The sequence below is a fragment of the Desulfoluna butyratoxydans genome, from assembly GCF_900699765.1.
GTDB lineage: Bacteria > Desulfobacterota > Desulfobacteria > Desulfobacterales > Desulfolunaceae > Desulfoluna > Desulfoluna butyratoxydans.
Genome location: NZ_CAADHO010000003.1, coordinates 73,003 through 85,701 on the forward strand (window position 1 = coordinate 73,003; position 12,699 = coordinate 85,701).

A 12,699-nucleotide genomic window follows, 5' to 3' on the forward strand; every position below is an offset into this window, starting at 1 on the left:
TAATAAATTAACGTGAGTATGGCAACGAATGTTAATTTACGTTAACTCCGCCCGTGAGGTGACCAATGGAACACGTGATTTCCCATATTTTCGACACCCTTGCCGACGGTGTTCTGGTTGTGAACAGCAAGGGGCGGATTCTCGATGCCAACCGGGCTGCCGAGGAGCTCACGGGGTTTTCCCGGCAGGAGCTGAAAGGGGGCCCGTGCCGTATGCTGAACTGCTCGGGCTGCAAGCGGTTTGAAAAGGGCGGGGAACATCCCCACTGCAGCCTTTTTGCCTCAGGAGGGGAGAAGGTGGTGCGGTGCACCATCAAGTGCCGGAGCGGTGAGACCATCCCGGTGTTGAAGCGGGCCCGGGTGATGGAGGACGGTGACGGGCAGGTCATCGGGGCCGTGGAGATCCTTACGGACATGAGAAAACTCGTGGCCCTGGAGAACCGGGTGGACGATCTGGCACGGGAGGTGGTGGCCAGCCGGGAGCACCACGGCATCGAAGGGGAGTCCGCAGCGATCCGACGGCTCCTGGCCTTTATCGACAGCGTGGTCACCTCCACGGCCCCGGTGCTGATTCAGGGCGAGAGCGGCACGGGCAAGGAGCTGGTTGCCCAGGCCATCCATACGGGCAGCATGGGGGCGGGGGCACCCTTTATCAAGGTGAACTGTGCAGCCTTGAATGAAAACCTTCTGGAGAGTGAGCTCTTCGGCCATGTGAAGGGGGCCTTTACCGGTGCCTCCCGGGACCGGGTCGGTCGCTTTGAGGCGGCCCACGGGGGCACCCTGTTCCTGGATGAGATCGGGGACATGCCCGCCCCGATTCAGGTGAAGCTGCTGAGGGTCCTTGAGGAGAAGGTGATCGAAAAGGTGGGGGACCACACCCCGGTACCGGTGGATGTGCGGGTTATCACCGCCACCCACAGGGACCTGGGGGCCCTTGTTGAAAGGGGGGATTTCCGGGAAGACCTCTATTTCCGAATCAACGTCATTCCCGTTATCTGCCCGCCGCTGCGGGAGCGCGACGGCGACGTGCTGATCCTGGCCAACCGGTTTCTTACGCGGTTTGCCCTGCGGGACGGAAAGCCCATGACCGGCATCTCTCCGGAAGCCGCAGCCGTCCTTGACGCCTATGGTTGGCCGGGGAACGTCCGGGAGCTGCGCAACGCCATGGAGTATGCCATGGTCCTGAGCCGAAACGGGCGCGTGGAGGTGGAGCACCTGCCCGTCCATGTAGGGGCTGCCGGGGAAGCCGTCCCCTTTCAGGGGGGACGGCGGGCCGTGACCCGGGCTGACGTGGAGGCCGCCCTTTTTCGGGCGGGGGGCGTGAAAACCGAAGCCGCAAGGCTCCTGGGGGTGAGCAGGGTCACCTTGTGGAAATGGATGAAAAAAATGGGGCTTTGAATTAAAGGTCTGATCCCTGCGTCCCTTTCATTTCTTCCTCAATTTGCCTGTCCAGCTCCTCCATGCTTGTCTGCTCTTTGGGGGTGGTGACGGCGCTTTCGGCAAAGGGGTTTGCGTCTTTGCTCACCCAGCCGGTGCTGTCCCAGAGGTTGGCGCGCTCGTCCATGGACCCCTGCCAGGTGTAGGTGCCCCAGGGGGTCTTAAGGGCGTCTCCTCTTTTCCCTTCCATGCGTTCACCATCCTTGTAAAGGAGCCCGTGGTAGCCCTGGCTTCGGCTGCCCGGCTGAAGGATGTGAACCACCAGCTTCCAGCCATCCTCTTCTTTGACCATCACCTTGGGCGAGGTGCGGCCGCAGGGGGGCCGTTTTTTCATCTGGGCGACGCATGTGCGGTGCTGGGGCAGGCAGGCTTCCTGTGTTGCCGTGCAGGTGGTGCGGGGGCATGGGGTGGACGGGTCGGCCGTTTTGTTGGGGCAGGAGGACGGTGTGGCCCAGGCTGCGGAGACCACGGCAAGGGCGGCTGTCAGGAACAGGCATATGCAGGTGCGTTTCATAATGTCGTGTCCTTTTTCGTTTTCTATGTCACGGAGATGGGTTGGGTACGGTTTGCTGCCCGTGGGTGGGCATGTGAATGTCTATTTTTGCGGATGAGGGGGGAGAGGTCAAGGGGGAAAGGGCTAAGGGGGAAGGGCTAAAGGCAAAAAGGCGAAGGGCTAAAGGGGAAAGGCTAACGGGGAAAGGCTAAAGGCAAAAAGGTTGAGGGCTAAGGGGAAAAGGCGAAGGGCGAAGGAAAGGACGGGTTTTCCGGCTTGCGCAGAGGAAAGGGATCCGGCTAAAGTAAGCTTTTTGGGTAATGACTCAGCTCATCATTGCCTCAGGCGGTCCTGCCGGAGGCAACTGAATCGTTGCATTCATCATTTCTTCTCAGGACGTACCCATGAGCCATTCAGGTCCGGTCATTCGTCACGACGCTCTCTCCCATTGCCGGATGCTCTTTTCCGGTGATTTTCGCCTGCTGGTCATGGTGGCCCGTGCCGGTCAGGGCAAGACCACGCTGGCACGGCAGTTCATGGATTCTGCCCCGTCCTTCTGGCATGCCTGCACGCCGTCTGAGAGCGACCCGTCGGTCTTTACGGACCGTCTGAGCCACAGCCTGGGGTTGCCTTCCCTGCCCGAGGGCGGTTCACCGGAGAATCGCTCGGAGCAGGCCCTTGCGCGGCTTGTAAAAGCAGCCCCCGACCTGGGGCCGGGCCTGCTGATTGTGGATGACTACCACCTGGTCATGGACAACCCGGCAAACCGCACCTGCCTGCAGCAGCTCCTTGCCCACAGCCCGTTGCACATGGTGATCCTTACCCGTGAGTACCCGGATCATGTCGTTCTGGCTCCTTTGGGGGACACCCTTTTCATCGACAACGACCTTCTGGCCCTGAGCCTGGACGAAACCGCCCAGGTGGTGCAGGCTGCCGGGGGAGACCCTGCTGCGGCCCACGCCATTCGGGACATCCATGCCCTCACCGAAGGGTGGCCCGGAGGGGTGCGGTTGATTCTGGAGCACGGACGGCTGAGCAGCAGGCCGTTGACCCGACATCTCCCTGAGCTCTCCGGCAGCCGGATTCTCGGGGCCATGGACCTTCTCTGGACCGAGGCGTCTCCCAGGATGGCCCTTCTGGCGGGCCTTGAGCGCATTCCTGCGGGGATCCTCACGGACGACGGTCCCTGGCGCGTCGAGGGCGAGCTGCTCTCCTCCCTTGCGGCCAGGGCGTGTTTTGTGAGGATCCAGAAAGACAAGGAGGGGGAGTGGGTCATCCTGCATCATTTGCTTCGGGAGGCCTTTGCAGCGCGGAAATCGAGCCTGACCCAGGCGTTTTGTCGTCGGTGGGCCGAGGTGCTGGGTGCCGGATGCATTGAACGGGGCCTTGTGGAGGAGGGGCTGCTCTGCCTGAGCCGCGAAGGCTGCCACCAGAAGCTTGCCGGGGAGCTGAGTGCCCACGGCCTGGCGCTTCTTGGACGGGGCCGGTTTGCCCTGGTTGCCTCTCTTCTGGATGCACTTTCGCCCTGGTCTTCAAACAATTTTCCCTGGCTGGACCTTTTTCGGGGGATCATCCTGCTCACCGAGGACCCTGTCTCTGCCCGGCAATGGCTGGAGCAGAGCCTTGACGGCATGCGCGGGGCAGGAGACGAGAAGGGGGAACTCCATGCCATCGGGCGCCTGGTGGAGTATGAGGTACTGCATGGCGGGGCCTACGGCAGGCTTGCACCGGATATCCGGCGGGCAAGCGCCCTTCTTGAGACCATCGATTTGGCAGCCCATCACCGACGTCATATTCTGGCGGCCCTGACGCTGGGGGCCTGCTATGCCCTGGACGGGGCAGCGGCCCACGGACTGCTTCGCCTTCTGGAGCCGGAACTTAGGGCAGGCGGTGAAGATCACCTGGACCTTTTCAGTCTCCTGGTGCCCTGTTTGAACGCCATCCTGCGAACCGACGTTCCCTGTGCCCTTGCCGAACTCGATGCCAGGGTGGCGCCGGAGCGCATGGCGGGCTTGAGCCCGTCGAGCCGGTTTGCCGTCCATTTTTGCCTTGTGAACATCTTGCGTATCCGCGGCCGGGACGATGATTTTTCTCTTGCCGGGCGGTATGTGAAGACCCATTTTACGCCTTTTCTTTCGTCGCCCTACCTGGTGAAAATGACCCGCACCTGGGACGCCCTGGCTGCGTTGCGCCGAGGCCGGGCAAAAGAGGCCCTCGGCATATTCGACGAGGTGCTTGAGACCAGCGGCGGGCAAGACAATCTTCATGCCGTGACCCTGAGCTGGAAGGCCCTGTGCCTGGCTCACCTGGGCAGGCACCATGAGGCCCGGGCCCTTTCGACTGAGATCGGCCGGGTGGGAGACCTTGGTTGCGGGCATTACTACGCTCGCCATTGCGCCATGATCCAGGGGTGCAGCCGAAGCCTGGATCCGGCCGATGCCGACGCGGTATCCAACTTGGCCCGCCACACCTCCACCCACACCATCTATGAAGATGCCTCCATCCAGGCCCTAGGCCTGGGGTACCTGGCCAGGCGCCATCTGGTCGATGGCGAGGGCAGCGCTGCCATGGGGGCTGTCACGGACATGCTCTCCATCATGGAGACCGTGGATTGCCGTAACTTTTCCGGGTTTGAACCCCGCATTTTCACCCCCATGCTCACTGCTGCGGTATCCGGGGGAACCGAACGTCAGAGAGCCTTTCTGGCCGCCAGGCAAATGCTGGGCGTGGATCTTCTGGACGACGGCAGTGCCGTGCCTGTGCTGGACATCCGACCCGCCCCCGGTGGGCGCCTTGAGGTTTTTTGCCCCTCCTCGGGAAAATCGGTGGCGGTTCGAGCGGCCCAGCAGGTCCGTCTTCTTACTCTCCTGCTTGGGGAGCCCGGCACCTGCATGGCGGCCCACCGCCTGGCTGATCTTATCTGGCCCGGCAAGGAGCCAGGTGGGCTCAGGGGGCGTCTGGACAACCTGATGAAGCGCCTGAGGCAGACCCTGGCCACGGCCCTGGACGGGACGTCGCCCAGGGCTTACCTGGCCATTGACGCGGGCACGGCTGTGCTGCGCCATGTCCGGTGCGAGGCGGCCCGCCTCGATGACCTGCTGGAAGAGGGGCGGTTGATCTTGGAGCAGAAACGCCCCTGGACCGCCTCCGTTCTTTTGACCCGTGCCTTTTCCCTTCTCAAAGACCCCGCCCCTTTTGCCCCCGATGCCCGGGAGGTCCGTGGCGCTGCCCTGGCGTGGTGCCCGGTGCTGGCCCAGACCCATGGCACGGACCGGGCCCTTGACGTCGCCCGCTGCGCCCTCTCTTTCCTTCCCCTTTCCCCATCCCTTAATCGACTCATCCATGATCTCTGCCTTGATGCAGACCGTCCCCACCAGGCCCTGGAGCAGGTGGATCGTTTTCGAAAGGACCTGCGCCGGGCAGGCCACAGCTTCGAAGAGCAGGAGGCGGTCATGGAGAGTTTTTGGGGGTAGGATCTTTTTCGGACGGTTTTTGTTTTGTTTTAATGGGTTAGGAGGAAACGACAGGTCCCTGACAGGTGTGTGCCCAAGGGGGCGTATACTTTTGCCGATTGGTGGTTTAGTTCACTCAGTCAATAGCTGAATTTCGCAGAATAAGCTGAATGAAGGACTCATCGAAAGGCAGGTTATGTATTCTCCAAGATATCGACTCTTCTGGTGTGTGTGGTTGCTCTGTATGTTCCTGAGCTCTCCGTTGCATGCCCTCGAATCCCCTTCCCCTGATGCCGCGGCACAGGGCGACCCTTCCCTTTCATCAGGCAGCGCATCCCCATGGACCCTGGAACTCGGTGTGGACATTGCCGGGTATGGGGCCGAAGCCACCTCAACGTACGGGAGCGAGGCCTATGACCTGAGTGTTCGCCACAGCTTGAGCCCCATGGTGCAGGGCTCGTTTTACGTCAATGAGACATGGTCCCTGGAAGGCGGGGTGCGATGCGACTGGCTTCGCTGGGAACTCGATCCCTCCCTGGGGCCGGACGATGGCTCTTTCAGGGCACTGACCCTGGCCCTTGGCGCGGCCCGGCACGGGGCAGGGCGAAAGGTGCCTGTGCTGGGCCTTGCCCGTCCCCTGGTATCGGCGGCCGTTTTGTGGCGCTTTATCGACGCGGACCTGGACGGCCCTGCGCGGGACTACCGGTCCGGACCCGGGGTGGAAGTCGCCGCAGGCTTTACCCGTGACTATTGGGGGCTCCGCGCCGGTCTCTCCTATACCCATCATGAAGGGTCCGACCTGCTTCCCGGAGCCACGGCCGAAGACCTGGACCTGCTGGGGGCCTTCGTGCGTTTTACCCTTTTGATCGGTCGCTAAGGTGGGAAACCTGCGGGGGCCGGGTTGGGGGCTTTCAGCTGCATCCATGCACCGTATCGCGTCCAACCCGGTTTTGCCTTTTCTAAGTTCCCTCACCCCATGGATGGCTTTGTGATGAAAGATCCTTCTATCAACCGCCGTACACTGCTCAAGGGCATGGCCACGGCTTTTCTCTCGCTGGCAGGCTTCGGCATGGGACCCATGGCCCGGCTCGGCCGCGCTTCGGTAAGGCCCGGGGTATCCCATGAGTGGGGAACCCTCAAAGAGGCCGTTGTGGGCTCGCCGTACGTGCTGATCCCTGAGAACCTGTCCCCGGAAGTGCGCCGATGGTTTCCCCGGAGCTGGCTGGCGTTTTTCGACGCCCATGCAGGGAAAACCCTGGCCGAGGCCGATCCCGTGTTTTTCCGACGGCTGGAGAGCCAGATGACGGCGGTGATGAAGGTGCTGACGGACCGGGGCGTCACCGTTCACAGGGCCCCGGAAATGACCCGGGTTGAGCTGGCATATATGGATTCGGCATTTCCCGCCTGCGGGTCTCAACTCTATCCCCGGGATCCGCTTTTGGTGGTGGGGGACAGGTTCATCGAAACGGAACTCTTTTTCCCCTTTCGACGGCGGGAGCGGTTCGGGATTCGGCGGGCATTGGACCGGCGGTTTGCACAAGCCAAAATGGCCCGGGTTTCCATGCCGCCTCTGGTGCCGCCGCCGGTGTACGGAAAGGGGGCTGATCCATGGGGATGTGGAGCTGTCCTCGAAGGGGGGGACGTCCTTGTGCTGGGCCGGGACATCCTGGTGGGGCTTTCCGGCCATGCCAGCAACCCCGAGGGCGTTCGCTGGCTGGCCGGGTTCCTGGGGGCGGGCCACCGCGTCCATGGGGTGAGGCTCAGTCCCCATGTGCTGCACCTGGATTGCTGTCTCTCCACACCGAAAGAAGGCCTGGCCGTGGCCTATCCCGAGGCCTTTCCCGACGGTCTCCCCCAGTGCCTGCGCAGATGGGAGACCATCGACGTATCGGCGGCCGAGGCGTTGGAAGGCTTTGCCTGCAATGGCCTGATCCTGGATGAGAAAGCTTTGATCCTAACCGCGGGGGTGCCGCGCGTTGCCGACAGGCTGCGGGCCGCAGGTCAGGAGGTGATGGAGGTCCCCTTTGATGCCGTCACTTTTTTCGGCGGGTCCCTCAGGTGCTGGCACCAGGCCCTGGTGCGGGAGAGTGTCTGATGAAGGGATGCCGCGAAAACAGTGGGGTCGATAGATACGGGGTCGGGTTTTCGGTTTTTTCCGGGGCGCTTTTGGGGGTGGCCACCACAGCCCTGGTCTCCTGGCTGGCCTGGGTGTGCCTGGTTCCCTTTCTCCTTGCGGTGCGGAATGCAAAAAAGCCCGTGGCACAGGTGTGCTGGGCAGGCCTGGCCTACGGGCTGGTCATGTCGTTCTGGGTGGCTGGGGCCGCGCTAAGGTACACAGGCGACAGGTGGTGCGTGGCCCTTCTCTGCCACGGCGTGGCCGTGGGGATCATGGCTGCAAAGGCGGTAATTCTCCTGATGCTCTTTGTCCCGGTGCGAAGGAAACCCGTTGGTGTTCAGCTCCTTTTCTGGCCCCCGGCAGCCACCCTTGCGGAGATGGGGATGTACCACCTTCTGGAGGGGTTCCCCTGGTTTCAGTACCCCGTGGGGTTTTCCCAGGCCACCAACCTCTATGTCAGTCAGCTGGCGGCCGTGGGAGGTATTTTTTTGCTCTCTTTTGCCGTGCTGGTGCTCAATCTGGTGTGTGCCCGGGCGATGAAAAGGCGCTCTGCTGCCTGGGCGGTTTTGTTTGTGGTGCTCCTTGCCCTGCTTCACGGGGGTGGGGCCCTGGCGGTTCGTCAGGTGGAAGGGCTTCGTATGGACGGGTTCCGTGTGGCCCTTGCCAATGACAACTCCTCCTTTACGCTGCGGTGGACCCGGGAGCGGGTGGATGAATATGCGCAACGCCTTCTGGGGTTGGCCGCATCCATTAAAGGGAAGGGGCAGTGCCTGACCATCTGGAACGAGGGCGTCGTGCCCTGGGCCTACAGGCCGGATGATGACCTCATCCTGGCCATTCTGAAGGCCACAAACACCTCAGCCGACACCCTGCATCTTATCGGCATGACCACCGCTGCTATGGGGCACACCTTTAATTCGGCTTACCTTTTTACCGGCAAGGGGCAGGTGATGGGGCGCTACGACAAACAGAATCTTCTGAAGGGCATCGAAATGCCTGCTTCAGGGATGAAACTTCCGTTTTTTGAGGCCTCTCCCTTTGAAGAGCCTGCCGAGGCAAATCGGGGGATCCTTGCGGCAGGCCGTGCCCGCATCGGGGTGCTCATCTGCAACGAGAGCAGCACCAACCGGGTGGCAGCCTCCTTTGCCCGCAGCCCCTACGATTTCCTGGTGGTCCTGGCCAACAACAACTGGTTCACAGGCACGCCCCTGATCCGTCACCATTTTTACTTCAATCGGCTCCTGGCAATACGGAACCGCAAAGACCTGGTGGTCAACAACAACCTCGGGGTGTCCGGCCATATTTCCGCCTCCGGCATCATTGTGCAGAGGCGGGAGTCCAAAGAGCCGTTTGTTAGCTATTGCACCGTCAAAAAAATCGTGAACCATGGAGATACTTGATGAAAAAACGCACCCATTGCTTGATGGCATTGTTTTTATGCGTCCTGCTTTTTGCTGCGGATGCCTCCGCGCGTATAAATTCCCCCACGAATTGGCGCTGGCGCAATGACGACGGCACCGAAGAGACCGCCTCCTGGGCCACGAAAGAGGCCCGTCAGCCCGCGACCCTTGTGGGAAGCGATGAGATCATCCGGTTGAGGTTTGATAATATCCATGGTTTCGACTGCGGCGAGTTGAAGGTGAAGGGCGCAGGCAGTGACTTTTTTACTCTGTATTCTGACTTTTTTTGTTATGGGGACTCGCGGTTTTTGACGGACGGGGAACCGGCGCAGAGGCGGTTGGCAAGAGATTCCTGGAGCGAGTTCAGTTATCATCCGGGTGGGGTTGCCGTGGAGTCTCCCTGTCTGATCATGGCGCCACCAAACAATACATTTCAGGAGATTGAGCTTTGCCTCAAAGTCAAGGAAGGGCAGGGTATTTCTGAGGGAACCTATACCTTTCAGCTGCCCGACGGGTACCCCACCCGGGTGGGGCTTGTTTACAAACACCCCCGTGCAGCAACAGTCTCCACCCTCTCTCCCTTGGAAATCGCCGCCACCTCAGCCACGGGCCGGGGAAACCTGACGGACCTTGGGCTGCGATACCCCGTGAGCTACGGGGTGTGCTGGTCCGACTCCCAGGACCCGGATACCTCCTGCTCCAGAACCGACGGAGGCAAGACCGGCTCCACCGGAGTGTTCGGGCATGCCATGACAGGGTTGTCCCCGGGCACTACCTATTATGTGCGGGCCTTTGCCGTGAACACCGGGGGCACGGCCTACGGCGAGCAGGTGCGCTTTACCACGTTGTCCTCCCCCGATACGGAGGAGCCCCGGGTGACAGGGTGCAACATCGGAGAAAACGACGACAGCGTTTCCCTCAACATCACCCCCATGGTGACCTTCAGCGAGCCCATGGACTCGGAGAGCCTGACGCCTGTATCCTTGAACCTCACCACAGCCGGAGGCGTCAAGCCGCCTTTTCGCCATGTCTATGTGGAGGCCTCTCGAACCCTGGTGGTGATCCCCGAATCGGATCTGCCCGCCGATACCCTTTTGACCCTTACCATCTCCACCTCGGTCCGTGACCGGGCGGGAAACAGCCTGTACGAGACATTTGTGCGGCACTTTACCACGGCAAATCCGGGTGCAGACGAGGACAGCGACGGGGTGCCCGATTCCCTGGAAAAATTTCCCGGGGACAGCTCCCGTGCCACGGTGGCGACCGTCACCAACACGGGCCATTTTACCCTGGATGCCTCGGTGCTGAAACCTGGGGTGACACTTGCCGACGTGAGGACCCTCTCGGAATTCGACCCCTCTTTGGGGACAACGGGAAAACCCCGTGATGCCGAATTTCCCGACGGAGTCCTTGGATACCAGTTGCAGTCTGTTGGGGGTGGAGAGAGCGTGGAACTGCCCGTGGGGATGCCTTCAATCCTTCCCGAGGGGACTCGGGTCTACAAGGTGACGGAGGCGGGATACGTGGAGATCACGGAACGATGCCGCATGGAAGGCAAAACCCTCTACGTGACCCTCACAGATGGGGGGGCGGGGGATGCCGACGGCGAGGTCAACGGGACCATCGACGACCCCCTTGCCGTGGCCGTTCCCAAGGCAAGCCCATCGCCGGATACGGACCCCGTGGGGGGCACCGACCAGGGAGGGCCGTGCTTTGTGCGAAGCGCGGGATGGCGGTAGGGGCAAGCCTCCGGCGGCCAAGGGCTGAGCCCTTGGAACCCGGGGGCGCACATGCTCCGTCCCTTCGTTCCTCAGGGACGTCACATGTGCTGACGGGCTGCGCCCGTGGCTAACACGAATGGTACGTCCTGTTTGTTAGCGAAAACTTCCAGGGCGAAGCGATGTCAATCGTGGAGGCAGAGCCTCCGGGCAACATTCCCAGGCAGAGCCTGGGAACGAACGGTACCATATACACAAAGGTATTGCCCCTTGCCTTCGGTAGTCAACACGGGCGAAGCCCGTCAGCAAATGCGCAGGGCGAGGAACGAGCCCCGGAGCATTTGCGAACCTGGGGTCCAGGGGATTTATCCCCTGGTGTTTTTTCCGCTATTCGTGATGGGGAAACCAGGTTTTGTAGTTTTCCCGCATTTTGTACTTCTGCACCTTGCCGCTGGCCGTCATGGGGTATGCATCGACGATGGCCACGTGTTTGGGAATTTTAAAGCGGCTGATCTTTCCCCGGCAGAAGTCCCGTACGTCTTCGGGGAGGACATCGGCTCCCTGTTTAAGGACGACAAAGGCGGCCACTTCCTCTCCGTATTTTCGGCTGGGGATGCCCACCACCTGGACGTCCTGAACCCCTTCCATGGTGTAGAGGAACTCTTCGATCTCACGGGGGTAGATGTTTTCCCCGCCCCGGATGATCATGTCCTTATGGCGGCCGGTGATGGTGATGTAGCCGTCCTCGTCCATGGTGGCCAGGTCACCGGAGTGGAGCCATCCGTTATTATCAATGGCTTTTTCCGTGGCCTCGGGCATGTTGTAGTAGCCCTTCATCACGTTGTATCCCCTGCAGCAGAGCTCGCCCTGGGTTCCCGGAGCCACTTCGTCTCCGGTCTCCGGGTCGATGAGCTTCACCTCGATCTCGGGCATGGCTTTGCCCACGGTTTCCACTCTCTTTTCAATGCTGTCCTCGATGCGGGTCTGGGTGATCACCGGTGAGGCTTCGGTGAGGCCGTAGCAGATGGTGATCTCGCTCATGTACATCTTGCGGATCACCTGCTTCATCACGTTGATGGGGCAGGATGATCCGGCCATGATGCCGGTGCGAAGCGAGGAAAAATCGAACTTGGCAAAGAGCTTGTGTTCCAGGATGGCGATGAACATGGTGGGCACGCCGTAGAGGGCTGTGCAGCGCTCCTCTTCCACGGAGGCCATCACCTGGACCGGGTCGAAGCTCTCTAAGACCACCAGGGTGCTGGCGTGGGTGACGGCGGCCAGGACCCCTAAGACGCAGCCGAAGCAGTGGAAGAGGGGGACCGGCAGGCAGAGGCGGTCTTCATGGGTGAAATTCTGGTTTTCGCCGATCCAGAAGCCGTTGTTGCCGATGCTGTGGTGGCTGAGCATCACCCCCTTGGGGAACCCGGTGGTGCCGGAGGTGTACTGCATGTTCACCACGTCGTGGCAGGAGAGGGTGGCCTGGCGGGCCTGGTACGCTTCCTCTGAGACCATGGGGGCCATGGCTTCGATCTCGGGGATGGAGTACATGCCCCGGTGCTTTTCGTGGCCCAGGAAAAAGACCCGCTTGAGGTTAGGGAATGTGTCGGTTTTGAGGTAGCCGCGCTGACAGGTCTTGAGTTCGGGGATGAGGTCGCAGGCGATGTTGATGTAGTCGGCGTCCTGATACCCGTTGATGACCAGAAGGTTCTCCGACTCCGACTGCTTGAGCAGGTACTCCAGCTCGGCGGACCGGTAGTTGGTGTTGACGGTGAGGAGGATGGCGCCGATCTTGGCGGTGGCAAACTGAAGGGTCACCCAGTAGGGGATGTTGGTGGCCCAGACCGCCACCTTTTCTCCCTTTTGAACACCCAGGGCCATGAGGCCCCTGGCCACCCGGTCCACGGTCTCGCCGAATTCGCGATAGGTGAGCCGAAAGTCCCGGTCCACGTAGATGATGGCTTCGTTGTCCGGGTGCTCGGCAACGGCTTTGTCGAGGATCTGCCCTAAGGTCAGTTCCCGAAGATTGGTGGTGGTCATGGTCTGCTGCTCCGTATTGCGCTGGCCCGTTTCACGGGCCGGGTTCG

The 12,699-nt window shown here is 61.4% G+C and carries 8 protein-coding genes; 6 read left to right on the forward strand and 2 right to left on the reverse strand.

Translation table 11 applies throughout. From position 1 onward, the window contains the following. Positions 1 to 65: 65 nt before the first annotated feature. On the forward strand, positions 66 to 1,397 hold the full coding sequence (locus MSL71_RS09305; protein ID WP_180139266.1) for a sigma-54 interaction domain-containing protein: 1,332 nt from the start codon (positions 66 to 68) through the stop codon (positions 1,395 to 1,397). 1 nt (position 1,398) lies between these two features. Here MSL71_RS09305 and MSL71_RS09310 read toward each other — a convergent pair whose 3' ends face one another. After that, positions 1,399 to 1,950, reverse strand: a complete 552-nt coding sequence (locus MSL71_RS09310) for a hypothetical protein (protein ID WP_180139269.1) — start codon at positions 1,948 to 1,950, stop codon at positions 1,399 to 1,401. A 383-nt stretch (positions 1,951 to 2,333) separates the two neighbouring features. On the opposite strand from MSL71_RS09310, the gene MSL71_RS09315 reads away from it, so the two are divergent. The 5 genes from MSL71_RS09315 (at position 2,334) to MSL71_RS09335 (ending at position 10,636) form a co-directional block, all read left to right on the forward strand. After that, a complete protein-coding gene (locus MSL71_RS09315; RefSeq protein WP_180139272.1) occupies positions 2,334 to 5,402 on the forward strand; it encodes an AfsR/SARP family transcriptional regulator in 3,069 nt (1,022 codons plus the stop codon). A 223-nt stretch (positions 5,403 to 5,625) separates the two neighbouring features. After that, a complete protein-coding gene (locus MSL71_RS09320) occupies positions 5,626 to 6,258 on the forward strand; it encodes a hypothetical protein (protein ID WP_180139275.1) in 633 nt (210 codons plus the stop codon). A gap of 114 nt (positions 6,259 to 6,372) precedes the next feature. After that, a complete protein-coding gene (locus tag MSL71_RS09325; RefSeq protein WP_180139278.1) occupies positions 6,373 to 7,476 on the forward strand; it encodes a dimethylarginine dimethylaminohydrolase family protein in 1,104 nt (367 codons plus the stop codon). After that, entirely contained in the window at positions 7,476 to 8,897 is a 1,422-nt protein-coding gene (gene lnt / locus MSL71_RS09330) for an apolipoprotein N-acyltransferase (RefSeq protein WP_180139281.1), read from the forward strand. The genes MSL71_RS09325 and lnt overlap by 1 nt, the downstream gene beginning before the upstream one ends. Next, positions 8,897 to 10,636, forward strand: coding sequence for an Ig-like domain-containing domain (locus MSL71_RS09335; protein WP_180139284.1), 1,740 nt, complete (start codon positions 8,897 to 8,899; stop codon positions 10,634 to 10,636). Before lnt ends, MSL71_RS09335 begins: the two co-directional genes overlap by 1 nt. Positions 10,637 to 11,002: 366 nt before the next feature. Here MSL71_RS09335 and MSL71_RS09340 read toward each other — a convergent pair whose 3' ends face one another. Next, positions 11,003 to 12,652 (reverse strand): AMP-binding protein, encoded by a 1,650-nt coding sequence (locus MSL71_RS09340; protein WP_180139287.1) that lies wholly within the window; start codon positions 12,650 to 12,652, stop codon positions 11,003 to 11,005. Positions 12,653 to 12,699: the final 47 nt, after the last annotated feature.

What these genes read in the sequence shown, in the direction of transcription:
- MSL71_RS09305 (WP_180139266.1), top strand. Translation starts at nt 66, where the DNA reads ATGGAACACGTGATTTCCCATATTTTCGACACCCTTGCCGACGGTGTT.
- MSL71_RS09335 (WP_180139284.1), top strand. Translation starts at nt 8,897, where the DNA reads ATGAAAAAACGCACCCATTGCTTGATGGCATTGTTTTTATGCGTCCTG.
- MSL71_RS09325 (WP_180139278.1), top strand. Translation starts at nt 6,373, where the DNA reads ATGAAAGATCCTTCTATCAACCGCCGTACACTGCTCAAGGGCATGGCC.
- lnt (WP_180139281.1), top strand. Translation starts at nt 7,476, where the DNA reads ATGAAGGGATGCCGCGAAAACAGTGGGGTCGATAGATACGGGGTCGGG.
- MSL71_RS09340 (WP_180139287.1), bottom strand. Translation starts at nt 12,652, where the DNA reads ATGACCACCACCAATCTTCGGGAACTGACCTTAGGGCAGATCCTCGAC.
- MSL71_RS09315 (WP_180139272.1), top strand. Translation starts at nt 2,334, where the DNA reads ATGAGCCATTCAGGTCCGGTCATTCGTCACGACGCTCTCTCCCATTGC.
- MSL71_RS09310 (WP_180139269.1), bottom strand. Translation starts at nt 1,950, where the DNA reads ATGAAACGCACCTGCATATGCCTGTTCCTGACAGCCGCCCTTGCCGTG.
- MSL71_RS09320 (WP_180139275.1), top strand. Translation starts at nt 5,626, where the DNA reads ATGTTCCTGAGCTCTCCGTTGCATGCCCTCGAATCCCCTTCCCCTGAT.